The sequence below is a fragment of the Isosphaeraceae bacterium EP7 genome, from assembly GCA_038400315.1.
In the GTDB taxonomy this organism is placed as follows: Bacteria; Planctomycetota; Planctomycetia; order Isosphaerales; family Isosphaeraceae; genus EP7.
Map to the genome: position 1 here is coordinate 6,158,549 of CP151667.1, position 25,680 is coordinate 6,184,228.

At 68.6% G+C, this 25,680-nt stretch carries 19 protein-coding genes; 7 read left to right on the top strand and 12 right to left on the bottom strand.

The annotated features are described in order from the left end of the window. Positions 1–225: 225 nt before the first annotated feature. Complete coding sequence (locus EP7_RS24330; RefSeq protein WP_463524798.1) at positions 226–930, bottom strand: class I SAM-dependent methyltransferase; 705 nt, start codon at positions 928–930, stop codon at positions 226–228. Between the two features lie 174 nt (positions 931–1,104). Here EP7_RS24330 and EP7_RS24335 point away from each other — a divergent pair, with 174 nt between their 5' ends. Both EP7_RS24335 and EP7_RS24340 read left to right on the top strand, forming a co-directional pair. Further along, complete coding sequence (locus EP7_RS24335; RefSeq protein ID WP_463524799.1) at positions 1,105–2,283, top strand: cysteine desulfurase family protein; 1,179 nt, start codon at positions 1,105–1,107, stop codon at positions 2,281–2,283. A 124-nt stretch (positions 2,284–2,407) separates the two neighbouring features. Beyond that, the gene (locus EP7_RS24340) at positions 2,408–2,737 is read left to right on the top strand and encodes a HesB/IscA family protein (protein WP_463524800.1); all 330 of its coding nucleotides are present in this window, start codon (positions 2,408–2,410) and stop codon (positions 2,735–2,737) included. A 266-nt stretch (positions 2,738–3,003) separates the two neighbouring features. Here EP7_RS24340 and EP7_RS24345 read toward each other — a convergent pair whose 3' ends face one another. Next, entirely contained in the window at positions 3,004–4,173 is a 1,170-nt protein-coding gene (locus EP7_RS24345; RefSeq protein WP_463524801.1) for a sulfite oxidase, read from the bottom strand. A gap of 120 nt (positions 4,174–4,293) precedes the next feature. Further along, the gene (locus EP7_RS24350) at positions 4,294–5,529 is read right to left on the bottom strand and encodes a TCR/Tet family MFS transporter (protein ID WP_463524803.1); all 1,236 of its coding nucleotides are present in this window, start codon (positions 5,527–5,529) and stop codon (positions 4,294–4,296) included. Between the two features lie 557 nt (positions 5,530–6,086). On the opposite strand from EP7_RS24350, the gene EP7_RS24355 reads away from it, so the two are divergent. After that, entirely contained in the window at positions 6,087–7,019 is a 933-nt protein-coding gene (locus tag EP7_RS24355) for a DUF1559 family PulG-like putative transporter (RefSeq protein WP_463524804.1), read from the top strand. A 140-nt stretch (positions 7,020–7,159) separates the two neighbouring features. On the opposite strand, the gene EP7_RS24360 is transcribed toward EP7_RS24355, so the two are convergent. Continuing rightward, a complete protein-coding gene (locus EP7_RS24360) occupies positions 7,160–8,407 on the bottom strand; it encodes a hypothetical protein (RefSeq protein WP_463524805.1) in 1,248 nt (415 codons plus the stop codon). A gap of 611 nt (positions 8,408–9,018) precedes the next feature. On the opposite strand from EP7_RS24360, the gene EP7_RS24365 reads away from it, so the two are divergent. Continuing rightward, the gene (locus EP7_RS24365; protein ID WP_463524806.1) at positions 9,019–9,231 is read left to right on the top strand and encodes a hypothetical protein; all 213 of its coding nucleotides are present in this window, start codon (positions 9,019–9,021) and stop codon (positions 9,229–9,231) included. Between the two features lie 190 nt (positions 9,232–9,421). Then, the gene (locus EP7_RS24370) at positions 9,422–10,501 is read left to right on the top strand and encodes a DUF1559 family PulG-like putative transporter (protein ID WP_463524807.1); all 1,080 of its coding nucleotides are present in this window, start codon (positions 9,422–9,424) and stop codon (positions 10,499–10,501) included. 117 nt (positions 10,502–10,618) lie between these two features. Here EP7_RS24370 and EP7_RS24375 read toward each other — a convergent pair whose 3' ends face one another. From EP7_RS24375 to cnbZ, 3 genes are all read right to left on the bottom strand, one after another. Further along, entirely contained in the window at positions 10,619–11,989 is a 1,371-nt protein-coding gene (locus tag EP7_RS24375) for a DUF1501 domain-containing protein (protein ID WP_463524808.1), read from the bottom strand. Between the two features lie 138 nt (positions 11,990–12,127). Next, complete coding sequence (locus EP7_RS24380) at positions 12,128–13,168, bottom strand: YHS domain-containing protein (protein WP_463524809.1); 1,041 nt, start codon at positions 13,166–13,168, stop codon at positions 12,128–12,130. Positions 13,169–13,260: 92 nt separating this feature from the next. After that, positions 13,261–14,013, bottom strand: a complete 753-nt coding sequence (cnbZ, locus tag EP7_RS24385) for a 2-amino-5-chloromuconate deaminase CnbZ (RefSeq protein WP_463524810.1) — start codon at positions 14,011–14,013, stop codon at positions 13,261–13,263. A gap of 93 nt (positions 14,014–14,106) precedes the next feature. Here cnbZ and ybaK point away from each other — a divergent pair, with 93 nt between their 5' ends. After that, a complete protein-coding gene (gene ybaK, locus EP7_RS24390; protein WP_463524811.1) occupies positions 14,107–14,592 on the top strand; it encodes a Cys-tRNA(Pro) deacylase in 486 nt (161 codons plus the stop codon). A 20-nt stretch (positions 14,593–14,612) separates the two neighbouring features. Beyond that, positions 14,613–14,951 carry a DUF952 domain-containing protein gene (locus tag EP7_RS24395; RefSeq protein WP_463524812.1) on the top strand — a complete coding sequence of 113 codons (339 nt, stop codon included), beginning with the start codon at positions 14,613–14,615 and terminating at the stop codon, positions 14,949–14,951. Positions 14,952–14,964: 13 nt separating this feature from the next. Here EP7_RS24395 and EP7_RS24400 read toward each other — a convergent pair whose 3' ends face one another. The 5 genes from EP7_RS24400 to EP7_RS24420 form a co-directional block, all read right to left on the bottom strand. Continuing rightward, the gene (locus EP7_RS24400; RefSeq protein WP_463524813.1) at positions 14,965–17,160 is read right to left on the bottom strand and encodes a polymorphic toxin-type HINT domain-containing protein; all 2,196 of its coding nucleotides are present in this window, start codon (positions 17,158–17,160) and stop codon (positions 14,965–14,967) included. Positions 17,161–17,370: 210 nt separating this feature from the next. Beyond that, positions 17,371–19,497: a polymorphic toxin-type HINT domain-containing protein gene (locus tag EP7_RS24405; RefSeq protein WP_463524814.1), complete on the bottom strand. Its 2,127-nt coding sequence runs from the start codon at positions 19,495–19,497 to the stop codon at positions 17,371–17,373. 135 nt (positions 19,498–19,632) lie between these two features. Further along, positions 19,633–21,090 carry a DUF1501 domain-containing protein gene (locus EP7_RS24410; RefSeq protein WP_463524815.1) on the bottom strand — a complete coding sequence of 486 codons (1,458 nt, stop codon included), beginning with the start codon at positions 21,088–21,090 and terminating at the stop codon, positions 19,633–19,635. A 13-nt stretch (positions 21,091–21,103) separates the two neighbouring features. Continuing rightward, positions 21,104–24,244: a PSD1 and planctomycete cytochrome C domain-containing protein gene (locus EP7_RS24415; RefSeq protein ID WP_463524816.1), complete on the bottom strand. Its 3,141-nt coding sequence runs from the start codon at positions 24,242–24,244 to the stop codon at positions 21,104–21,106. A gap of 155 nt (positions 24,245–24,399) precedes the next feature. Beyond that, a complete protein-coding gene (locus EP7_RS24420; RefSeq protein WP_463524817.1) occupies positions 24,400–25,542 on the bottom strand; it encodes a formylglycine-generating enzyme family protein in 1,143 nt (380 codons plus the stop codon). Positions 25,543–25,680 lie beyond the last annotated feature (138 nt).

Below are 25,680 nucleotides of genomic sequence, written 5' to 3' on the forward strand. Positions count from 1 at the left end.
CCGTTCGGGCCAACGAACAGCGTGCTCGACCGCAGTTCGATCTCGACATCGAGGGGGTGTTGGCCCAGCGAATTCGCACCCTCGGCCGGTCGGGCCGCCAGTATAACGCCCCGATCGCGACGCAGGTAGCGCGCCGCGCGACCGGTCGCCGCGCGCGACGCCACCCCTCGCGGGACAACCCATCCCGCGGGGGTGTTTAAAAGCGTCATTTCGCGTCCGAAGGCGTCAGCGGGCAACCTTTGAGGTCCGCCCGAAGTGCGGCGTCGGCACGCTCTTCGACGGCACGGCCGGCGGCGTCTGGGCCTCGGTCAGCAGGAACGGAGCCGGACCGCGGTGGACCGTCTGGGTCAGCTCGCCGAACCTGGCCGACTCGCAATACGACCGCATCAGGGCCGACGACGCGTGGTGCACGTCCCCTTCGATCCCCGCGACGCAGACGTCGAAGATGAACCAACCCCAGAGCGCATCCCGATATCCGTCGATCAGGAGCATCCGGCCGCCCGGCGCCAGCACACGGCGGATCTCGGCCACCGCGCGGTCCTGATGGGGATAATGATGGAAGCTATTGGCGCAGGTCACCGCGTCGAACGACCCGTCGGCGAACGGCAGGTTTTCGCTATCCCCTTGTACGGGCTGGACATCGGCGGAGAGCCTGGACCAGCGTTCGGCCCCCTTGCTCAGCATCCCGCGGACCAGGTCCATTCCCCAGACCTGAGCATTGGGTAACGCGGCCCGCACCCGCTCGGCGAAGATTCCGGTGCCGCAGCCGACGTCGAGCAGCTTGAACGGCCGGTCGCCGTGCACCGCCTTCAAGCGGCGGATGAGCGCCCTGTGTGATGGCCCGAACAGGAGAATCTGCAAGATGCTCCGGTCGTAGCTCTCGCTCCAGCGGGTGAACTCGTGAGTGGCCTGACCTTTGTCGTACGCCATGCGGCCTCCCTGCCTTCGGCGGTGCGGATTCAACGGTTCTTCGCCTAGGTAGCCGAATCCGACAAAGTCGGCAAGCCGGATCCCGGCCACTTTTCCGCTCCTTGAATGGACCCAACCTGCGACGTACCATTCCCCATCACCCTTCGAGACCCCGGCGAGCGGAGCGACCCCAACGTGCCGGACCTGCCCGTCTACATGGACAACCACGCCACGACCCGCGTCGATCCACGTGTCGTCGAGGCGATGATGCCTTATTTCACGACGACTTACGGCAACGCGGGGAGCGTCTCGCACCGGTTCGGATGGGACGCCGCAGCCGCCGTCGACTCGGCCCGCGAGCGGATCGCGGCGGCGATTGGGGCCGAGGCCCGCGAGATCGTCTTCACGTCGGGCGCAACCGAGTCGAACAACCTCGCCCTCAAGGGGGCTCTGCCTCAGCTCGCCAGGAAGGGAAAGCACGTCGTCTCGGCGATCTCCGAGCACAAGGCGGTGCTCGACCCCCTCAAGCGGCTGGCCCGCGAAGGCTGGGACGTCACCTTCGTCCCTTGCGACGCCACCGGTTACGTCTCGGCCGAGGTCATCGAGGCCGCGCTCAGGCCCGACACCGTGCTCGTCTCGGTGATGGCCGCGAACAACGAGGTTGGCACGATCAACCCGGTCCGTCAGATCGGCCTGATCTGTCGCGATCGAGGGATCGTCTTCCATACCGACGCCACCCAGGCCGTCGGCAAGGTGCCGATCGACGTTAACGACGACGCCGTCGACCTGCTCAGCCTGTCGGCACATAAGATCTACGGCCCCAAAGGGATTGGAGCCCTTTACGTCCGTCGCCGCGACCCGCAGGTCCGCCTCACCCCCATCTTCGACGGCGGCGGGCATGAGCGCGGGATGCGGAGCGGCACGCTGGCCGTCCCGCTCATCGTCGCGCTGGCCAAGGCCGTCGAGATCATGGGCCAGGAGTCGGAGGCGGAGAACGCCCGGATCCTGACCCTTCGGGAGCGGCTGCATACGAGCATCGGGGCACGCGTCGAGTCGATCCAGCTCAACGGGCACCCGACATTGCGCCTGCCCGGAAACCTCAACCTCAGCTTTGGTTACGTCGATGGTGAGGCCCTGATGATGGCGATGCGCGAGGTGGCCGTCTCGTCGGGGTCGGCCTGCTCGTCGGCCGAGCCCGACCCCAGTCACGTCCTGCTGGCGATGGGCCTGGATGACGACATGGCCCGTGCCAGCCTTCGTTTCGGGCTTGGGCGGTTCACCACCGCCGAGGAGGTCGACTTCACCGTCGACGCCGTCTCCCAGGCGGTCGCCCGGCTCCGGCCGATGAGCGCCGCATGGTCGTCCCGACCCTGATTTCCAGGGGCTTCCAACGCCTTCGGTTGTCAACCCGATTGACGACCCTGTATGATAGAAGCATTCCCGGCGGCGCGAGCCGTTGTTTGTATGACTCCCCTGCGACTTGAGAGGAGTGAGCGCGATGGCCGTGTCACTGAGCGAGAAGGCCGCCACCGAGGTCAAGAAGATCATCGAGGAGCAGAATCTGCCCGAGGGCACGGTCCTGCGAATCGGCGTGCAGGGCGGCGGTTGCTCCGGCTTCGCCTACAGCCTGAACTTCGACACCGAGACGACCGACAAGGACCGGATCGCCGAGTTCCACGGCGTCCGGATGGCGGTCGAAAAGAAGTACGACCCCTACCTCGACGGCACCGTTGTCGATTTCTACGACGGCCTGGAGAAGCGCGGGTTCGTCTTCAATAATCCCAACGTCGTGAAGAGCTGCGGTTGCGGCAGCTCGTTCCAGGTCTGAACCGACCCGGATGGCCCGACGGCGGATCGACCGCGATCCGCCGGGGCCGAACCGACTTGTTCCGATGAAACGCCGGTGCTTCCTCCTCGCAATCGCTGCGAGAGGGAGCCGCCGGCGTTGTGTCGTTTCGGGGACGGACCCAGGCGACCGGCACCGCCGCCCGGGCCCTGAAGGCAACCTCAAGGCTGACGACCTTTCCGCCTTGGGGTGGCCCTTTTCGCCCCGGCCCAGGCCCGTTTCTCGGCCGGGAAGGCGAAGGCGCCGGCTCAGGCCACGTCGACCTCCACGGGAATGACGTGGTGGATCTTCACGGTGCGCAGGTCGTCGTCCCGGGTCATCGGCTGAACCGCGCCTCGGTCGCTGGTCGCCCTGGCCATGAGGGTTTGCTTGCCGGGGGTGTCGGGAACCTGCCAGGTCCACTGCCAGAGCCGCCAGGCGAACTTGACCGGGTCGCCCAGCAGTTCGGCCTTGCTCCAGGTCTTGCCGCCGTCGACGCTCAGGTCGACTCCCGCCACCCCGGCCTCGCCGGCCCAGGCGGCTCCGCTGACCCGGTAAGGCTTGCCCCTGGGCACGACTTCCATGCGGGCGGGGCGGGCGATCTGCGACTTCAGGCCGTTCTCGCCCAGCGGCACCAGCGTCGGCTGACCTTGCACGCGGTCGAAGGTCGAGTAGTCGAAGGTCTGGAAGTAGCCGCCGAAGGCACGGTCGGTCACCAGGATGCGGGTCAGCCACTTCACCGAGGCCATGCCGTACCAGCCGGGCACCAAGGCCCGGACGGGGGCTCCGTGGAGCTGCGTCAGGTCCTTGCCGTTCATCTTGTAGACGAGCACGACGTCGTTGAGCGCCTTGGCCAGGGGAACGCTGCGGGCGTATTGGATGACCCCGGGCGTCTTGGGATCGGCGTCGATCCTCCCCTTGTCGGCCCCTTCCAGCACCACGTCCACGGCCCCGGGCTTGAGGCCGGCACGATCCAGCACGGCGGCGAGCGGAACCCCGGTCCACTCGGCGTTGCTGACGGCCCCGTTCTCCCAGAGCAGGCCGTTGGCCCTGGGCGTGAGGAAGACCCGGCCGTTGCCGGCGCACTCGATCATGGCCGTCAGGGTCCTGGAAGGGAGCCGTTTCAGCTCGTCCAGGCCGATCTCGAAGGGCGTCGCGACGGCCCCGTCGACCGCCAGGCTCCAGGTCGCGGCGTCGAGCTTGGGCACGGGGAAATGGCTGCGGACGAAGAACCGGTCGGTCGGCGTGATGAAGCTTTCGAGCGACGAGAACGGGGACTCGAGGTTCCTGGGCTCGGACTGCCGCAGCACAAACCCCGGGGCAGGCGGCTCGGCGTCGGCGGCCAGGGCCCCCGCGCGGGCACCCAGCAGCGGGATCGCCGCGGCGCCCCGGAGCAGGTCACGGCGTCCGAATCGAAATATTGAATCATGATCATTCATCGTCGCCAACCCCTAACCTGCCCGGCCGCGGGCGGTCGCCCCGAACCCGCCCCCGGCACGACATCCCGTCAAACCCGGCACGGGACCGATTACAACCGCAGCCGGGTCGCGCGGCAACGCCTAATCGGATCGGAGCTCGGCGAGCTCGCCCTCCTCGACGGCCGTGCCGGGCGGCGTGCGGTCGCGTCCGCCCAGCACGACGAGCCCGGCGGCGCTGAAGAGGGCGGCGGCAAGGAACGGGCTGCCCGGGAAGCCCCCCGAGGTCCCCGTCAGCGTCGAGGCCGCGAAGAGACCGGTGTAAAGCGGCGGCCCGAGGAACTCGGTCATCGCCCCGATCGACACGAGGCTCCCCTGAAGCTCCCCCTGCTCGGCGGAGGGGACCCCCGCCGAGATCAACGACTGCAAGGCCGGGCCCGCGACGAAGGAGAAGCAGGTGGCCGCGAAGATCGGGTACATCATCCAGCCCCGGCCGGCCAGCGCGATGGCCACCATCCCGGCGGTGGTGCAGAGCAGCCCCAGGCGGATCGCCCGGCGCTCGCCCAGCAGGGCCGAGGCCCGGCCGGTCAGGCCCCCCTGCGTCAGGGCGATCAGCAGGCCGACGAAGCCCAGGGAAAGCCCGACCTGCGCCGCGTCCCATCCATAGCGGTGCTCGGTGTAGAGGGTCCAGACGCTGACGTAGACCTGCTCGGCCATGAAGAAGAGGGCGTAGACGCCGATCAGCCGGGGCGCCATCCGGGCCGACTTCATGAGCGACCTCAGCGGGTGGAACTGGCCGACCTGCACTGGCCTCCGGCGCTCGGCGGGCAGCGACTCGGGCAGCACGAGCAGGCCGAAGGCGAAGTTCATGAGGTTGAAGGCCGCGGCCGCCAGGAACGGCGCCTCGACCCCGTACCGGCTCGCGAGCAGGCCTCCGACCGCGGGCCCGGCGATGAAGCCCAGGCCGCCCGCCGCGCCCAGCATGCCGAAGTTGGCCGACCGGTTGGAGTCGTCCGAGGTGTCGCCGACGTAGGAGTTGGCCACCGTCATGCTGGCGCCGGTCAGGCCCGAGATCAGGCGGCCCACGAACAGGATCGACAGGCTCGAGGCGTAGGCCATCAGCAGGTAATCCAGGCCCGCCGCCAGCAGCGAGACCAGCAGGATCGGCCGCCGGCCGTAGCGGTCGGACAGGGCGCCGAGGACGGGCGACGCCAGGAACTGCATCAGGGCGTAGCTCGCCACGAAGTAGCCGAAGTAGACGTTGACCATGGCCGGGTCGCGGCTGAACCTGCGGATCACATCCGGCAGGCTCGGGATGATGAACCCCAGCCCGAACGCGTCCAGGAACATCGTCACCATGATGAAATAGAGGCTCTTCATCGTCGCTCGCAGGCCACACGTCGTTCCACGCCCGAGATCACGCCGACGAGCGGACAAGCGACATCCCGGGCAGGTTCGGAGGGGAAGGCCACCGCCCCGGACCCGGCCGATCGGCCAGACACAGGCTGTTCGATCATGACCACACCAACCTCCGCCCGCTCGCGTGTCGAGTCTATCCGGCGTCACACCCGCCAGCCAGGGGCCTTCTTCAGGCCATGCGGCGCCTGCCACTCGAGCATCAATCGGCCCCCGAAAGGCGAAGAATTCCGGCGTCGACGCGTGAAAACCGTGGTTCCGCTTCGTCATTCAAATCATTATAGATTCGACCGATCTGAGTCAGGATTGCAGTGCCACGATCCATACCTCACTAAATCGGGCGACTTAATTATCTTGTAGTTGACTTCTCCGGTCGACTTGGCAAAGTATCTTCCGAAGCAAGCATTGTCGCGGTGTGTTCATCAACACCTCGGCCGGGGTTTCGCCCGGCCTTGGTGGGGGGAAGTCAGATCATGATCGTCCTTCAGAATTCCGAGAATGGATCGTCGGAGCACAGGGACGTGCCGACCTCGAAGGCCGCGTGCCCGGCTCGGAGGGGCTTCACGCTCATCGAGCTGCTGGTCGTCATCTCCATCATCGCCGTCCTGATCGCACTCCTACTGCCCGCCGTGCAGAGCGCACGCGAGGCCGCCAGGCGCATCCAGTGCACCAACAACCTCAAGCAGCTGGGCCTTTCGCTGCACAATTACCACGACACCCACAATCGGTTCCCGCTCGGCTCGACCTCGGCGACCTTGAAGAGCGGCTACCTCTATCGCCAACCGTTCCTGTCGGCCCTGCTGCCGTTCCTGGAGCAGCGTTCGCTGTACGAGAGCTTCAACTACAACCTGAGCTTCCAGGAGACGGCCAACGTCACGTCGCGTGCCGCGCGGGTGAACGCCTTCCAGTGCCCGACGGACACCCCCCAGACATTCGTCAACAACGGCGGCGCCGTCGTTGACGTGAAGGGAAACTACGGAGTCTCCTGGGGTCAGAACGTCTACGCCAACCAGCTCCTCCAATCGGTCTTCGACCTGAACTTCGGGGCCAGCTTCGCGGAGATCAGCGACGGGACCGGACAGACCCTGCTGTTGGCCGAGCTAATCCAGACTCCCCACCCGACCGGCCAGGACGTCTCGGTGATCGACCGCCGCGGCCGGATCTGGAGCGAGCAGTCGTCGTCACATCAGTTCTCCACCAAGCTCGCCCCCAACAGCCCCCTGCCCGACTACGGCGCCTGCTGGCCCAACTCGGTCCCCAGGACACCCTGCACTCGCAACACCGGCGACGCGATTAACCATTACATCGGATCGCGCAGCAACCACCCGGGCGGCGTCAACGTGCTGCTGGGCGACGGCTCGGTCCGGTTCATCAAGGACACCATCAACCTGGCCAGCTGGAAGGCCCTGAGCAGCCGGGCCGGCGGCGAGATCATCAGCGCCGACAGCTACTGATCCCGAACCTGCGAGAATGCCCCCGCCGCGCAGGGCGTGGCACGGCCCGTGTCGGGGGCGAGGTGACGTCCGGATTGCCAAAGATCGAGCGTGAATTGGCGGCGCGACGCGGGCGCGGTGGGGCGAAGAAGCCTCGCGGATCAGGCGGAAACGAGCTGACGCATCGCAGCGGCCCGGCGTGCCCGGCGAAGTCGGCCGGCACGATCCTCGATCCGGGTCTCGCCGGGAGACCGCAATCCGGCGGGCCCCGACGAAGTCGCCCGGGCGAGCGGCCCGTCCGCCCTCACGGGCTGGTTTTGAACCGATCCGAGCGCATCGACCAGGGACGGGCCGACCTGGATCGGCCGAGCCTGAGAGGCGTTCGCCCCCTCGAAGTGGGTTCGGTCGGGCGCGGAATGGGTTCGCCCGGCGCCGATCCCGCCGCCGCCGTGGCCACCACCGTTGCCATGGCCATTGCCGCGATCGATCCCGCCGTCGTGGTCGCGACCGGGCCGGTCTCTGAAATCCTGGTGCGAGGGGATTGGGGCCTTGTAGGCGGGGGGATCCCAGACCTCGCGGGGGACGGGCTGCTGGGAGCGTGATCGACCCCGGTGCATCAGGTCGAGCGCCCAGCGAAGGCGGCGGAAGCTCGCGGTTTCGTAGCGTCGGAGCAGGACGAGCCTCGGGTCGTCGAGGGTGGAGAGGCCCTGGATGGCGGCCTCGCGCTCGTCCTCGTCGATCTCGTCGAGGTTCTCATCCTTGCGTGCCAGGAGGCGTTCGAGCTGGTCGTCGACCAGGTCCTGGCGGTGGGCGATGGGGTCGTCGCCGTCGGGGGCGTCGGTCGGGTTGGGCAGGTCGCGCAGCTCGTGGGCGAGGCCCAGCAGGTCGAGCGCCAGCGTGTGTTGATCGTCGGACCAGTCGGCCCCCTTGTCGAGCGCGTGGCCCAGGGCCCGCCAGCGGTCAATCTGCCAGTCGCAGCCGGGGGCCGAGGACGAGAGGATCGCGGCGGTCTCGGCCGGCCTGCGTGCCATGCCGCGGGCGATGCGCTCGACGGCGGCCTTGCGCTCGTCGCCCCAGCAGGTCACGGCGCGGCGCGAGCGCGTGTCGCGTGCGAGGCGCTCCTCGATCCGGCAGCGCTCGATGCGAAGGCTCTCAACGGCGATCGTCTCGACGAGCCCCATCTCGAACGCGTTCATCGGCCGGAGCGACGAGTTCCACTGCTCGGCGCGCTCCTGGGCGGCCTTGCCCTCGGAGTCGGGGTGGACGACGACGCCCGAGCCGGCGAGCCCGTGGATCAGGCCGTTGCGACGCGACTTCGCCTTGCCCTCGGCGGTGCGGGGGCCGGTGCTCCGGAGCGCATTGCGGCGGTTGGCGTCGATGCGCCTCTGGCTGACTTCGATGGTGCCCATGGGTGCGGCGTCGCTCTCAAGGGGTGGAACTCAGGGGGTGCCGCCGACGTCGGCGGAGGGCCCACCGCGCGGCATCGCGCAGCAAGGGCCTCTCTAGATACCATCCTGAAAATCGCCGATTTCCTCCCTACTATTTCGGAATTTCGCGCGAATTTTTCGGGATCGTCTCGGAGATGAACGGCCGGTCGGTGAATTGCGTCAAAGGGGCCCGCAACTTTTTATGGCCTCCTTGGCAGGGGGTGGCGACGGAGACAACGATGACGTGACATCCACTTTCACCAAGCAGAATTCACCGATAGATCATGCGAACCCACCCGGATATTGTCGTCGATCCCGGCCGAATTCGCAGGAATTAGCGGGAATTAGCGGGAATCGCCCGGGCCGCCCAGCCTTGCGTGGAGAGGATGGATGGGTGGGTCGAGCATTTTCAAAGAATTAAAATTTTCGACTTGGCGCCGTTGCACGCTCTCATTAGGCTTACAAGTGCAAGAATTCTTTCACGGCCAAATTCCATCCTCGGCCCGCTGGAATTCTTGCCCGGGTGCAATCCACTCCGCACCCGCGTCTCGAACGTCCTAATCTGTTTTTTCGTCAGCAATGTGGGAGTCCCCATGTCCCGACGCGCATTCGCTTTCTCGCGCCTGCTCGCGGCGGCGGCCCTTTGCATGCTGATCGTCGGTTGCGACGGCCCGACCACGGGCACGGCGACCGAGGCCCACGACCAGGACAAGTCGGCCGGCCACATGGTCCATCCCGCGGCCGGCCCCAACTCTCCCATGGCGAAGAAAGCCGCAGCGAAGAAGGCCGCTCAGGCCCCCCAGTAATCCCCCCTCTTTCGGCCCGCCCCGGCCGGGTCGGGCCGCGCCAACCGTCTCCCTGAGTCGATCTCAACGATCGAACGGGGCGTCTGCGCCCTTCGTCGCCCTCGCCGGCCGCTAACGCATCAATGCGCGTGCCGGCCCCATTGCGCATCTCATTCGCCCGCGTCTCCCCCCTTGCTCGTGGAGGTCCTCGATGCAGATCCATCGTCGTTCTCGCGGCTTCACGCTCATCGAACTGCTCGTCGTCATCTCCATCATCGCCGTCCTGATCGCACTCCTCCTGCCCGCCGTACAGAGCGCACGCGAGGCCGCCAGGCGTACACAGTGCGTCAATAATCTGAAGCAGATGGGCCTCGCGGTCCACAATTACGAGAGCACCAATGGGTGCTTCCCGCCCTCTTCGATCTATCCTTCTCCGCTCGACAGCTGGGGCTGGGCTCCCGCGGGTCACCTGGCCCTGCTCCAGTATGTGGAGCAAGGCGTGATGTATAACGCGTATAACGCGGGTGCCGTGCACCCGAACGGCAACGGGAGCCAGATGTATGACATGAACGCGACCGTGTTCAACACGCAGATCGCCACCCTGCTCTGCCCGTCCGACCCGCCGATGGTGAAGGTGAGCCTCTGCAGCTATGTGGGCAACGCCGCGGGACCGTTCCCGATGACGGGCTACAGCGGCACCTTCGTGCCGACGGAAGCGTCGTGGCCCGAGGGCGCGCCCAGCCCCGGGGCGAACACGTCGACCCTGAAGATCTCCGGGATCGTCGACGGCACGAGCAACACGGCCCTGTTCAGCGAGAAGCTGACGGCGCACTCCAACGTGGGCAACGTGACGGCGGCCAGCGGCAACCCGAACGATGCCCGCCGCGTCTGGTTCAGGGCCCCCGACATGGGCCGCGAGAAGACCTCGCAAACCCTCCTGGCGGTCCAGACGATGCTGGCCAGCTGCAAGTCGATGGCCCCGTCCACGGTGGCGACGGGCTCGGCCAGCGAGACGTCGGGGTGGTTCCGCAGCTACCCTGCCTATGCGAACTACGGCGTGTACCACCACACCGGGACGCCGAACAGCCGGAACTGCGGGGCCAACTTCATCGCCGAGTGGGGACAGGACTTCTGGGGCACCTCCAACGCGTCGAGCCTGCACCCGGGCGGCGTGAACACATGCTTCTCCGACGGCTCGATCAAGTTCATCAAGGACACGGTCAGCCAGCAGACCTGGTGGGCGATCGGCACCCGGGCCGGCGGCGAGGTGCTCAGCTCCGACTCCTACTGATCTCTCGATTGATGCGACAACACCAGGCCGGTCGATGCTGCCCGGCCCCTGATCTTCGCCCCCCCCGCGACCTCCAGTGTCGGTCGCGGGGGGTTCTCGTTTCATCCCCCCTTCGGATCAGATCAGCTCGCGGATCGGCTCGCCCCGGGCCAGGAGCGGGATGGGCCGGCCGGAGTGGTCGGGGAACGAGAGGGTGTGGTCGATGCCGAGGTGCTTGTACCAGGTGGCCAGGACGTCGCCCGGGTCGAGCCTCCGGTCCTTCGGCTCCTCCCCCTTGCGGGTGGTCGAGCCGACGACCTGGCCCATGGGCATGCCGCCGCCGGACATGAGGATGGACATGGCGCCGGGCCAGTGCTCGCGGCCGGGCTGGCCGTTGAAGTTGGAGAGCCTGGGCGTGCGGCCCATCTCGCCCATCACGACGACCAGGGTGTCTCGGTCCATGCCGCGCGAGTGGATGTCGGCGATGAGCGCCGAGACGGCGCGGTCGAGCACGGGGAGGCGCTTGGCCATCTCGTCGAAGATGTTCCAGACGCTGGCGTGGTCGTCCCAGGAGAAGGCCTTCTGCCCCTCGATGCAGGGGAAGTCAACCGTGACGAGCCGCGCGCCCGACTCGACCAGTCGCCTGGCGAGCAGGCACCGCTGGCCGATGACGTCGCGGCCGTAGCGATCGCGGAGCCTCGGGTCTTCGCGCGAGAGGTCGAAGGCCCGACGCGCGGTGTCGCCGGTGAGCATGGAGACGGCCTGACGCTCGAAGGCGCCCAGGGTGTCGACCAGCCCCGAGGCGTCGAGGTCGGACCGCATCGTGTCGAACGCGGAGAGCAGGCCGAGCCGGCCGCGGAGCCGCGCCTTCTTCGAGTCGTCGAGCGCGAGGGCCGGCACGCCGAAGCCGTCGAGATTGGGGTTTCCCGCCACCGTCAGCGGGTCGTAAGCCGGGCCGAGGTGCGCGCCCCCGCCGTAGCGGATGACATCGGGCAGCCCCAGGTACTGGGGCATGCCCACGCGGCGGGTGGGCAGCACCTTGTTGGCGACGGAGAAGAGGACCGGGTAGCGGGGCCGGAAGGGGGGCGTCTCCAGGAGCTCTCCGGGATAGCCGGTGAGCATGCTGTGGGTGCTGTTGACGTGGCCCGGGCTTTCGTGGGCACATGAGCGGACGAGGCAATACTTGTCGGCCATCGCGGCGAGCAGCGGCAGCCGCTCGGTGATGGAGATGCCCGGGACGTTGGTGGGGATGGCGGCCTGGAGCCCCCGATACTCGACCGGGGCGTCGGGCTTGGGGTCGAACGTCTCCATGTGGCTGGGGCCGCCCCAGAGCCAGACGACGATCATCGAGGGGTCGCCGGCGGGGGACTGGGCCGCGACCGACCGGGCGCGGAGCATGTCGGCCAGCGACAGGGCCGACCAGCCGGCGAGCCCGGCCCGGAGGAAACCGCGGCGTGGGAGCGTCCCCTCGCAGGCGGTTCGTGCAGCAGGGCGCTGGCCGTGAGTCATGGCGGGGCCTCGCGGGTTCGACGCGCCCGGGCCGGATCGTCGCGAGCCGGCGGCCGTCGATGTTGAAGGCTAACGCGTCGACGCCCTCGCGGCAATTCTTTGTTGAGCAATTGTCGGCGAACGACCGGATCGAGGAGTTCAGCGGGCCTCGATCGCCTTGATCCGGGCGGCGGCTGCGGCGGCCTGCGTGCTTTTGGGGGCTTCGTTGACGATCCGCTTGTAGTAACCGAGCGCCGCGGCGGCCTTGCCCGACTTTTCCAGGTTCTGGCCGAGGGTGAGCCAGGTCGCGGCGCGGTCGACGACCTTGGCCTTGGGGGCGGGCTCGGCCTTGGACTTCGACGCGGGTTTGGCCTTCGGCTCATCGGGCATCGACTCGGACTCGGCGGGGACCAGGCCTTCGAAGCCGTCGTCACCGCCGCGGGAGGTGCCCTTCGAGGCCGGCTTCGAGGTGCCCGACTTGGCGGCGGCGGCGATCTTGGCGAGGTATTTCTCGGGGCTCTCCTGGAACTCGTCGCGGCAGCCGGTGCAGCAGATGGGGAAGGTCTTGCCCTGGTAGCTGATCGTCAACGTGGCGGCCCCGCCGGTGACGACGCACTTGGGCAGCTCGCCAGTGGATCCGGCCGCGGCGAAGGCCTCGCCCTCCTTGGTCAGGCCGACATCGATGATTCGCTTGTACTGGGGGGCCCCGGCGACCTTGCGATCGAGCCAGAGGGTGTATCTGATGCCGTTGGAGGGCATGCGTAGGGTGAGCCGCTCCTTCGAGCCGTCGGGTCCATCGCCGTCGCGATCGAGGACCAGCGACCGCTTGTCGGCGCCCAGGGCCCCCTTGAATCGGGCGGGCTTGCCCTCGGGGTCGGTCCCCTCCAGGACGAACTTGCCGCCGGATTCGGCGATGAGGCGGGCCTTCGCGAGGGTCTTGTTCCCCTCGAACTCGACGGACATCCCGGAGGGGGCGCCCGCTTCGAAGGTCCAGGCCCAGCGATGGGTCTCGGGCCAGCCGCGGACGGTGTCGGCCGCGGGGACGGCTCGGCCCTTCCAGGGGGCGACCAGGTTTTCCAGCGTCGCATACGCGGGCGGGATGCGCAGGCCGTCGGCCAACATCAGGGCGTGGGCGACGGGCAGGGCGACGACCCCGGCGAGGGCCAGGCCCAAGGCGGCCCTGGTTCCGGCTCTGAGCATGGCGTGACTTCCCCGGGGTCGGCGGCCTGGATTCAATCGATGCGTGGCGTTCAAGTCTAAGGTGGCGGGCCCTGGATTGGTACGGCCCCGACTCAGAGGCGCAGCTCGGAGCGGACCCCGCGCAGGTCCATCTCGAACTCGATGTCGACGATCGGCGGGCGGGCCTGGAACCAGCGTAGCCCGTGGATGGCGGCCTCGCCGGCCCGGCCGAGGATGCGCTCCATGAGTTCCGGGCTCGTCGGGTGCGCCGTGTAGACGTCGACGGCGGTGGTCGCGGACCAGGGGACACCCAAGCCGTCGAGCCTGGCCTGCATCAGGCCGAGGACGAACTCGGCCTTGGCGGCGATGGCCTCGGGGCTGGTCTCGCCGCCGCGGATGATGCCCGGCGCGTCGAGGACCCCTTCGGGAAGCTCGCCGGCGCCTGCGACGATGAAGGTGGGGGCATCTTCGAAGAGGACGGGGCGGCTGTAGGCGAAGCCATAGAGGGCGGGCTCAGGCGGCGCCGCGACGACCGGCGCGACGTTGGTGCGCGCCACCGGATTGACGCCGTCGACGAACAGGCCCCAGCCCTTGAGGATCGACGCATACTCGGCATTGAAGGCCGCGAACCCTTCGAAGGTGAACGGGACCGGGCTGCGCAGCTCGATCGAGCAGAGCGACTCACGCGGCCGACCGACGCGGGTCAGCTGGTCGGCGATGGCGTCGAAGCCCGCCCGATAGGGGAGCGGCCGGTTGAAGGTGACGTGGGCGATCTCGAAGCCGGGGGACGAGACGACCCCGCACGAGTAGGGGGCGATGCCGGGGAGGAACTGGTAATCGCCCTTGGGGTGGCTAACGAGCGGCATGGTCGAGGGGCCTCGCGGGGTGGGCGTGCGGGGGTTAGGATGGCGGGTCTGGCGGGGCGTTTCTTGCGTTGGACCGGGCGGGGCGATCGATTCGTGGCGATCACGAAGACCAACGCGGTGCGGCTGCTGGAGCGGCTGGGTGTGCCGCACGAGCTGCGCGACTACGAAGTGGACCCCGACGACCTGGCCGCCGAGGGGGTCGCCGTGAAGCTGGGCATGCCCGCCGAGCAGGTCTTCAAGACCCTGGTCGCACGCGGCGACCGCCACGGCATCTGCCTGGCCGTGGTGCCCGGCGATGCGCGGCTGGACCTGAAGGCGCTGGCGCTGGTCAACGGCGACCGCAAGGTCGAGACCGTCGCGCTGAAGGAGGTGCAGCCGCTGACCGGCTACATCCGCGGGGGCGTGACGGCGCTTGCCGGCAAGAAAGATTACCCGGTCGTGGTGGACGAGACCGCACAATTGTTCGACAAAATCTCGGTCTCGGCCGGAATCCGCGGCCTGCAAATCCTGATCGCCCCCGACGACTACCTGCGCGTGACCGGCGGCCGTTACGCCGCAATCGCCGGTGAGAAGCCCTGAGACCACCGGAGTTCCCGCGCATGACCGAGGTCTTCCACATCACGACCCGCGACGCCTGGGAGCACGCCCTGGAGGCGGGCGAGTATCGCTCCGACACCCTGGCGACCGAGGGGTTCATCCACGCCTCGACACGCGAGCAGGTTTTGTCGACCGCCAACCGCTTCTTCGCGGGCCGGGACGACCTGCTGGTGCTGCGCATCGACGTGTCAAAGCTCGCCTCGCCGCTGAGGCTCGAGCTTGGCGCCGATGTGCAGGAACTCTTCCCGCACCTGCACGGTCCCCTGAATCTCGACGCGGTGACGGGCGCCCGGCCGCTTGAGCCGGACGCTCGAGGTCACTTCACCGGGCCGATCGACTGAATGAACGGTCCGATCAGCGAGATTCTGCGGCCGTCGCGAGCTTGGGGACGTCGGCGTCGAACGGGGTGAAAACGGTGTTGACCAGGCTGTCGTCATGGACCAGGGCGGCGACATCTCCGGCGAAGAACGAGTGGTCGTCGGCGACTTCGAGGTTGAAGACCGGCTGCACCTTGTCGGGGTCAATGGCCGCGACGCGGGCGGTGCCGTTGGAGACGCGGAGGAGGTCGCCGGGCTCTAGCTCCCTGGCCATCTTCCAGCCCACTCCCACCTTCCAGAACCGGTGGATGGGGGTGGACACGATGGCCTTGCCGCCGTCGAGCCGGACCTTCAGGGTGGCGGTCGGTGGGTTATGGGCCACCTTCAGCACGGGTTGATATCCAATACCTCCCGTCCGCGGATTCTGGCTGAGCACGAGGTCTCCCAGCCTGATCGCCTCGATCGGCCGCGAGCCGTCGCGGGTCCGGACGACGGTGCCGGCGGCGAAGCAGGAAGACGACCCGATGAACCTGGGCGTCGGCGTCTCAACGATCACGTCGAAAGTGGGCTTGGAGTCTTGCTGCGACCGATACGCGTAGCCCTTCTGATCGGCCCACCACGCCTTCCAGGCTTCGGGGTCGCTGCCGAAGTCCTGCTTGGTCAGGCCGATGAGGACGGGGACGGCCCGTTCATTGACTCCCTCGATGTAGGCGTTGTAAGCGGAGATGATCTCGACATCATTGGACATCTGAGTCTGCGTTGCGATGAAGGCCCGGTCCGCTTCCCCGAGATTCCAGAGCGCCTCATTGCGCCAGGTCCGCGTGTTGTCACTCTCGATCGGGACGAATTGCTGGGGAGGCACCTGTCGGAAACCGGGGCCGGTCAGGTTCTCTTTCCCGTACGCCGGCTGGTGCGAAGGATGCTGCGACGGCGTCGACTGACCATCGAGCGGGGCCAGGGGCTTGGCGGGCGCGAATTGGGCCGGGAGGAAGGGGAATGGAGAGTCGCCGAGGTTCTGGGGCGGCGATGGCTGCTGCCCCGCAAGGCTCGAGTTGGCCACCAGCGCCGTGGCCCGGCCCGCGTCTCCCGTCGCAAGCGTCAAGAGCTCGACGGGGCTCGGGGCGGAGGCAAACGGGCGGAAATTGGGGCCCGGCCGCACCTGCTGGTTGTACTCCTGCACGGTGATGCCCGGTGTCGTATTGAGCGCCTGGACTTGGCGATCCAACAAGAGGACCTCGGTGGTCCGGTAGATTCGCCTGATATTGAACGCCTCGCCCTCGACCAGGAGGATCCCCGGCTCGCCGGCCTGGCGGGGACGCTGGACACCGGTAATGATCAGGGGCTTGTGGATCTGTCCGATGATCGCGTCCATGTAGTCGCGCGGGTCGCGGATCACCAGAGTCTCGCGTGCCAGGCGGCGGACCTCGGCGTGCTGGCTATGAACGGCCAGGGTGGCCAGCGCCTCGGTGGCCGACGCCGTGTCGATCTGGCCGAGGAGCTGAACGGCCAGGGTCTGATCCTCGGCCAAAGGGGTGACAAACCCCGCCCAGACGGCGGGGACGGCGCGGGAGTCTTCCAGGCCGTTGAGCTTGGCCGAGGCTTCCTCTCGTTTCGCCTTCTGGCGGAGCTGGCCCTTCCACCTTGCCAGCGTCGTGGACCATTGGCGGTTGGCCAGCTTCTGGGCCTGCGCCTCCTGCTTTGCCTCGGCGACGGCCTCGGGGGTCATCCAGCGGCCGTTGAACTTCTTGCAGCCGAGCTGCTTCCAGGCGTCGGCGTCATCGGGCTTCAGGCGGGTGACGGCCGTGAAGTGGGCACGGGCCTCGTCGGCCAGGCCGTTCTGCTTGCACCAGACGGCGAGCAGATATTGCGGCTGGGCCTTCTCGGGCGTCTTGTCTCGGCGGGCGTTGTACTCGGCCAGCTTCGAGGCCAGGTCGGCGTCGGCCTTCACCGCGGCGGCGACCTCGTCGGGAGACTTTAGCGTGCCTGCGTAGTCGACCAGGCCCAGCAGGCCGGGGGCGATCGGGTTGTCGGGCGAAGCGGCCAGCGCGGCCTTCAGCTCGCGGGCGCGGCCCTGCGGCAGGCCGCGGGCCTCGAAGGCCAGCGCCTTGCGGATGTGGGCCTCGGCATCAGCCGGCGCGGGGAGTTTCACCTCGGCGACCGGCGCGGGAGGCGGAGTTTCGGGGGTGGCCTGGGCGACGGCCAGGGCCATTCCGGCGATCAATGTGGCGATCACGGCGGAGCCTCCCGCTCGGGGTGGAGTCGGCCCGTACGGGAATGCGTCGGGCCGGCCCCCTTGGAGATGTTCCCAGAGTATGCACCGCCGGACGTGACCGCACAAGTCCATGCCTTGGTGCATGGGCTATTCGCGGCCGACCCTGGGTCGAGCCGGCGGGCGTCCAGCTCCCGGGGCCGGACGCCTGCTCAACGAATGCTCGTCCGAACCTCAGCGAGCTTCGGCCGCCGATGCGAGCTTGGGTGCGTCGGCGTCGAACGGGGTGAAGACGGTGTTGACCAGGCTGTTGTCGTGCACCAGGGCACCCGACTCGCCCACAAAGAAACTGTGGGCGTCGGCGACTTCCAGGTTGAACACCGGCTGCACCTTGTCGTCGTCGATCGAGGCCACGCGGACCGTTCCGTTGTAGAGACGGAGCAGGTCGCCCGGCTCCAACTCGCGGGCCATCTTCCAGCCCTTGCCCACCTGCCAGAAGCGGTGGATCGGCGTGGCCACCACTGTCTTGTTGCCGTCGAGCCGTACCTTCAGGGTTGAAGCGGGCGGGTTGTGGTGGACACGCAAGACCGGCTGGTAGCCGAGCGAGCCGGTCCGCGGGTCCTGTGCAAGGACGACATCACCCGAGCGGAGCGACTCGATGGGACGCGAACCCTCGCGGGTGCGGACCATCGTGCCGGCGGCGAAGCAGGAGTGCGCCCTCGGGTTCATCAACTGCTGGAAGTTGGGGGTCACGGTCTCGGCGAACTCGCTGACGACCGGCTTGACCGACTCCTCGGGGGAGCGGTAGGCGTAACCCTGGCGGTCAGTCCACCAGGCTCGCCAGGCTTCGGCGTCCGCCCCGAAATCCTGCTTGGTCAGGCCGCGCAGGGCCGGGATGACGCGATCGTTGATCTCGGCGACCGAGACGTTGTACTCGGCGATGAGCGCGAGGTCCTTGCTCATTTGCTGCTGGGTGGCGATGAAGGCCAACTCGGCCTGCGCGAGGTTCTCCCGGGCCCACATCCGATTCTTCTCGGCCAGGACATTCCGCGTGTTCCGCGTCATGTCGACCCGCATGTTGGGGAGCAGGCCGTTTGGCGTGTCTGCCACAAGATCCTGGACGCCCTGGGCATTGTGCTCGGCCTGCTTGGCGGCGCCGTAGTTGACCAGCGCGCCCAGGATCGCCCCGGGGTCGTTCCCCGGATTGTTCGCGACCGACTGGAACGGGGACGGAGCCCCCGAGGAGGACCCGGCGGGCTGGGCCGCGGGGAATGGCTGAGTGTCGTCGGGTCCGGTTAGCGAGTTGACCTCGTTGTCGGTCATGACGTAGGCGGTGGTCTGGTACATCCGCTGGACGTTGAACTGCTCCCCTTCCACGAGGATGACGCCGGCGCCGCCAGGGGTCTGAGGACGCTGGACCCCGGTGATGACCAAGGGCTTGCGGATCCGGGCGATCATCGCATCCATATAGTCGCGCGGGTCGCGCCTCGCCAGGGTCTCGCGTGCCAGGCGGCGAACCTCGGCGTGCGGGCTGTGGATGGCCAGGTCGGCAAGCCCCCGGGTGGCCGAGGCGGCGTCGATCTGGCCGAGGAGTTGGACCGCCAGGCGCTGGTCGGGCTCCTCCGGGGTGATGAAAGTCGCCCAGACGGCCGGGACGGCGCGGGGGTCATCGATCTCGTCGAGCCTTGCGGCGGCCTCATCGCGGTTCGCCGGCTGGAGGAGCAGCCGTTTCCAGCGGGCCAGGAGGGGCGTCCATCGACGATCGGCGAGCGACTGATCCCGGGCATCCTGCTTCAGGGTCTCGATGGCCTCGGGGGTCATCCAGCGGCCGTTGAAGCGCTTGCACCCCAGCGCTTTCCAGGCCTCGGCATCCTTGGGATTCAGCCGCGTGACCGCCGTGAAGTGCGCGCGAGCCTCATCGGCCAGTCCGTTCTGCTTGCACCAGACGGCCAGGCGCAGGTGCGCCGACGCCTTCTCGGGCGTCTTGTCGCGGCGGGCGTTGTACTCGGCCAGCTTCGCAGCCAGGTCGGAGTCGGACTTGACGGAGGCGACGACCTCGTCGGGAGATTTGAGGGAACCAGCGTAGTCGACCAGCCCAAGCAGGCCGCGAGCGACCGGATTGGATGGGGCGACGGCGAGGGCAGCCTTTAGCTCGCGGGCGCGGCCCTGCGGCAATCCACGGGCCTCGAAGGCGAGGGCCTTGCGGATGTGCACGAGGGCGTCGGTTTCGGACGAGACCGGGGCCGATTTCGGGCTCGCTGGCTTCGCCGCGTTGGCCTGAGCCGGGGGTACGGCGGGCGTGATTTCGGGGGCAGTCTGGGCGACGGCCAGGGCCATTCCGGCGATCAGCGTGGTGATCACGGCGGAGACTCCCGCTGAGGGATAGGGGGTCGGACCGGCGGGAGAGCGCCGGGCCGAATTCCCTAGGATGTGTCCCCAGAGTATGCATCGGCGCGTGGCACCGATCAAGTCCATGCTTTAGTGCATGGACTATTTTTAGGCGAGCAACTCCTTGACGACGCGGCCGGCGACGTCGGTGAGGCGGAAGTCTCGGCCCTGGGAGCGGACGACCAGCTTGGTGTGGTCGAAACCGAGGAGGTGGAGGATCGTGGCGTGGAGGTCGTTGACGTGGACCTTGTCGCGGGCCACGCCGAAGCCGAGGTCGTCGGTCTCGCCCAGGGTGACGCCTGGCTTGATGCCGCCGCCGGCCATCCACATGGTGAAGGCGTTGGGGTGGTGGTCGCGGCCGTCGTTGCCCCCCTGCACCATCGGCGTGCGGCCGAACTCGCCCCCCCAGATGACGAGGGTCTCGTCGAGCAGGCCGGTGCGCTTAAGGTCTTTGATGAGCGCGGCGGCGGCCTGGTCGGTGTCCTGGCAGTTGTGCTTCAGGTCGGCGACGAGGTTGCCGTGCTGGTCCCAGGCCTCGTGGAAGATCTCGACGAACCGGACCCCGCGTTCCACCAGCCGGCGGGCCAGCAGGCAGTTGGCGGCGAACGACGGCTTGCCGGGCTCGGCGCCGTAGAGGGCGAGGGTTTCCTTGCTCTCAAGGCCGATGTCCATCACCTCGGGGGCGTTGGCCTGCATGCGGCCGGCCATCTCGAACGAGTTGATGCGGGTGGCGATCTCGGGGTCGCCGGTGGCCTCCAGGCGTACGCGATTGAGCTGGCCCAGGGTGTCGAGCGTGTCGCGCTGGAGCTCGTCGTCGACCCCGGGTGGGTTGGAGAGGTAGAGGACGGGCTCGCCGCCGCCGCGGAACTGGACCCCCTGGTAGACGGTGGGCAGGAATCCACTTCCCCAGTTGGAATTGCCGCCGCTGGGCCCCTTCTTGCCCGAGCTGAAGACGACGAAGTGCGGCAGGTCGCGGGACTCGGAGCCGAGGCCGTAGGTGGCCCACGAGCCGAGGCTGGGGCGGCCGAATTGCTGCGAGCCGGTGCTCATCAGAATCTGAGCCGGCGCGTGGTTGAAGGCGTCGGTCGACATCGATTTCACGATGGCGATGTCGTCGGCCACCTCGGCCAGCTTGGGGAGCAGCTCAGACAGCTCGGCGCCGCTCTGTCCATGCTTGGCGAACTTGAACTTGGGGCCGAGCAGCTTGGAGTTGGGGTTGATGAACGCCGCGCGATACCCCTTGAGCAGCTCGGGCGGGGGGAGCGTGCCGTCGAACTGGGCGAGCTTCGGCTTGTAGTCGAACAGCTCCAGGTGGCTGGGGGCTCCGGCCATGAACAGGAAGATGACGCGCTTGGCCTTGGGGGCGAAGTGCGGCTTTTTGGGCGAGAGCGGGCCGGCCGCGGCGTTCGCGTTGTCCGAGTCCGAGAGCGCCGAGGCGTAGCCGCCGTCGGTCATGAGCTGGCCGAGGGCCATCGAGCCGAGGCCGACGCCGCACTGCTGGAGGAACCAGCGGCGGGCGACCTGTCGGGGGTCGAGGCGTCGATACAGGTGATCCTGACAGTTCATCGGTCGCCTCGCCTCAGGGTTTGGTGATGGTCTCGTCCAGATTCAGCAGCACGCGTGAGGCGGCGGTCCAGGAGGCCGCCTGCGCCGGGGTGACTCCCTCGGGCAAGGCGGGCGGCTTCGCCGGGTCTGAGGCGGCGAGGGTCCAGGGGTCGACGCCCCCGGGCCCGAACCGCTTGGCCTGGCGCTGGAGCAACGCCAGGAGCGGGGCCGTCTCGCGGTCCTCGGGCGTGCGGCCGGTGCAGAGGCGGAAGGCGTAGGCGATGCGCTCGGGGTCGGAGTTCCCCCCTTCGCGGAGGACGCGGAGGGCCATGGCGCGGGCGCAGTCGAGGGCCAGGGGCTCGTTCAGGGTGGTGAGCGCCTGGAGCGGCGTGTTGGACCGGCTGCGGCGGACGCAGGCGAAGTCGCCGTTGGGAGCGTCGAAGACCTGGAGCGCCGGGTAGGGGACTGACCGATAGCGGAACGTGTACAGGGCACGACGGAAGCGTCCCGCACCCTTGGACTCGGCCCAGGTCTTGGGCCCATAGCTGGCCGGCGGCTGGAAGAGGAACTCGGGGGCGGGGGGGAAGACGCTGGGGCCGCCGATCGTGTCGTCCAGCAGCCCGCTGGCCGCGAGCGCCACGTCGCGGACCACCTCGGCGTCGACCCTGAACCGGGGGCCGCGGGCCAGCAGCCTGTTCTCGGGGTCGCGGGCCGCCATCTCGGGCGAGACGACGGACGACTGCCGGTAGGTGGCCGACTCGGTGATCAGCTTATGGAGCGCCTTCATGCTCCAGCCGCCGTCCATGAACTCGACGGCCAGCCAGTCGAGCAGCTCGGGATGGGTGGGGGCCTCGCCCTGCGAGCCGAGGTCTTCGCTGGTGGAGACCAGGCCGGTGCCGAAGTACGACTGCCAGACGCGGTTGACCGCCGCCCGCGCGGTGGTGGGCGAGCGGCGGTCGACCAGCCAGCGGGCGAAGGAGAGGCGGTCGGTCGGTGCGTCGGCCGGCAGGGCGTTGAGGAACCCGGGGGTGCCGGGGGCCACCGTCTTGCCCGGCTTGAGGAAGTCTCCGCGCTCCAGGACGTGCGTCATCCTGGGGGTCTCGCGGGCCTTCAAGACGAGCTGGGCGGAGCCTTCGGGGTGGGTGGCCCAGAGGGCGTTGATGCGGTCGTTGGCGTCCTTCCAGTCGGCGACGGTGGTCCGCCAGTGGGCGAAGATGGCGGCGACCTGGGCGGGGGTCCGGCTCTCGGCGGGAACGTCCAGGGCCTTGCGGACGGCGGCGGGAATGGGGTCGGCCTTGGCGTTTTCGGAGGTGGTGACGGAGAGGCGGAAGCGGCCGAGGTTGTGGTTCTGGTTGTCGTCGCTGTTCCAGCCGCCGTGGTTCTGGGCGAGGTAGACCGTCAGGGCGGTGCCTGCGTCGTGGCTGATGGGCTCCTGTGCGACGAAGACGGCCTGCCTGGGCTGGTTGCGGCGGGCCGGGCCGACGTCGATGCCCCAGGCGGTCTCGGGCTTGTCGTCGATGGCGAACGCGACGGGGCCGGTGACCCGGAGCTTGCCGCTCTTGTCGTCGTACATCGACTTCAAGGGGGTCTCGGGCGGGTTGACATCGGCGGTGGCCGAGACGAGCTTGACCGGCTTGGTCTTGTCGGGCGTGTCCGCGGGGGCGGCCTCGACGGCAAACTCGGTGAGGGCGGAGGTCCCCTCGGGCGACCGGCCGGGCCCGCCGAGCGGCAGGTTGGGATCGTTGAGCTGCTCAAGGCGGAAGGCGCGGATGCCCTTCAGGTCGGACGGCAGGGTGGCCGTGAGCTTGAGCCGGTGCTTGGTGGGGGCGTAGCCCTGGCAGAGCAGCGAGCCGTCGTCCATCGCCTGGAACTTCTCGCCGCCGTCGGAGAGCGGGTCGACGGCCGGGCGGATGACGACCCATTCGGGCCCGGCCTCGGCCTTCGTCGTGGCCTCCCAGGCGGCCATGCGAGCGGGCCAGTCGGGGGTCCTGTGCTTGAGGTCGTCCTCGATCTCGGCGACCTGGCGGAAGAGGTCGGCGCGGCGGGTCTGATCGGCGGCGGTGTAGACGGCGACGTTGGACTCGTGCGACTCGTTCAGGAAGGCGAACAGGCGATAGTAATCATCATGCGTGATCGGGTCGAACTTGTGCGTGTGGCACTGGGCGCACTGGATGGTCAGGCCGAGGATCCCTTTGCCGATGGCGTCCATCCGGTCGAACATCGCCTCCATGCGGAACTGCTCGGGGTCGGCCCCCCCCTCTTCGTTGATCATCGAGTTGCGCAGATAGCCCGTCGCGACGGTCTGATCCTGCGTGGCGCCCGGCAGCAGATCGCCGGCAATCTGCTCGACGATGAACCTGTCATAGGGGAGGTCGCGGTTGATCGCGTTGATGACCCAGTCGCGATAGAACCAGACGTTGCGCGGCTTGTCCTTCTCGAAGCCGTCGGAGTCAGCATACCGGGCGGCGTCGAGCCAGATGCGGGCCCAGCGCTCGCCATGGCGCGGGCTGTCCAGCAGCCGGTCGGTCGCCCTGCTGAGGGGCTCAGGGCCGCGGTCGCCGAGGGCGGAGTCGAGTTCGGATAGGGTCGGGGGCAGGCCGATGAGGTCGAGGCTCAGGCGGCGCATGAGCGTGGCGGTATCGGCCTGGGGGGCCGGGGCGAGCCCTTCCCTCTCCAGCCTCGCCAGGACGAACGAGTCGATGGGGTTGCGGGCCCAGTCCTGACGCTTGACTGCGGGGATCGACGGCCGGACTGGGGGCTGGAACGCCCAGTGGCGACGGAACGGGGCGCCGCCGGCGATCCAGGCCTTGAGGGTGGCGGCCTCGGCCTCGGTGAGGGGCTTGCCCCCCTTGGCCGGCGGCATCCGCCGGTCGGGCTCCTCGGCGATGAGGCGCTGATAGACCTCGCTGTCGTCGAGGTTGCCGGCGACCACCGCCTTCTCGCCCGACTTGCCGGCGCCGAAGAGCCCTTCGGGGGTATCGAGCCTGAGGTCCGCCTTGCGGCGTTCGGCGTCGGGTCCGTGGCAGGCGTAGCACTTGTCGGAGAGGATCGCGCGGACCTGGCGGTCGAAGTCGGGCACGGCGGCAGCCGTCGCGTCGGCGGGATCGCCGGCGCGGGCGGCGTTGGCCGACAGGGCCAGGGCCAGGGCCATCCAGGCGGTTGCGGGTCGGCTCATCTCGGCGTGTCCCCGTCGGGAATTCGGCGCGTGGGAGAGGGTTCTACTCTTGTCCATCAGGCGTTGTTTGACAAGGGATCGAGGATCTCGGCGGGGCGATCGGGCCCGCTCAAAGGGGACCTTGCCCGGCCAGAGCGTTCGCTTCGGGAACCTCGCTAGCGGCCGGATTCCGGGGTCTTTGCGCAGCGGAAGCCCAGGTGGGACGAGCCGGTATCGACGGAGCCCCGGCCGCGGCCTCCGGGCATATAACGCGAGCAATACTGGTCGCTGCACAGGAACGAGCCGCCGCGCTGGACGCGCTTGAGCTGGCCCGGTTCCTGGGGGTCGAAGCCGTTGGTGGGGCCGGTGGGGTTCTTGCGAGCACCGAAGCGGTAGGCGTCGGGGCGGTACCAGTCGGCGCACCACTGCCAGACGTTGCCGGCCATATCCTTCAGGCCGAAGCCGTTGGCGGGAAACTGGCCGACGGGCGAGGTGCGCGAGAAGCCGTCGTCGCGGGTATTGCGGTCGGGGAACCGGCCCTGCCAGGTGTTGGCCATGATGGACCCCTTGGGGCGGAACTCGTCGCCCCAGGCGTACGATTTCTGGGACAAGGCGCCGCGCGCGGCATACTCGAACTCGGACTCGGTGGGGAGACGCTTGCCGGCCCAGCGAGCGTAGGCGGCGGCGTCGTCCCAGCAGACCTGCACCACCGGATGATCGTCGCGCCCGACCAGGTCGCTGCCCGGCCCCTCGGGGTGCCTCCAGCTAGCCCCCGGGACGTAACGCCACCATGCGGAGAGGTCTTCGAGATTCACCCGGCCGACCGGGGGGGTGAAGACCAGGGAGCCGGGGACGAGGTTTGCCTCTGGCGCGCCGGGAAAGTCTTTGGGATCTGGCTTACGCTCGGCGACGGTGATGTACGCGGCCGCCTTGACGAAGGCGGCGAACTGGGCGTTGGTGACGGGGGTGGTGTCCATCCAGAAGCCGTCGAGCTCGACGGTGTGGATCGGCCGGGCGTCGCGGAACGGCTCGTAGTCGCTGCCCATCGAGAACCGACCGGGCGGGATCCAGGTCATGCCGGCCGGCGCGGGGCCGGGGGGCTTGGGGTCGAGGATGACGGTGGGCTCGGCCACGCCGGCGCGCGGGGCGGTGGCCTCGGCGGTGCCGGGCACAGGGAGCCTGGGCGGCTCGTCGTCGGCCCGGGATTGGGCCGGATGCATGAGCAACGTGAGGGCGAGCAGCAGCGAAGGTCGTACCGGTGCCCTGCCCCTCAGCGAGTAGGCACCGGCGGAAGAAAGCGTCACCAACGAGCCAGCCATCAGCGCATCCCTCGGACCCCTGGCGTCCCGACGGCGACGCCGTCGACCCGACCTATGATTGTCCCGCCTGGATCGCGCGGGTGGAAGACCGGCCCGACTCTGTCGTGGTTGAACAAGCCAGCGTTGGCCGCGGTTCAC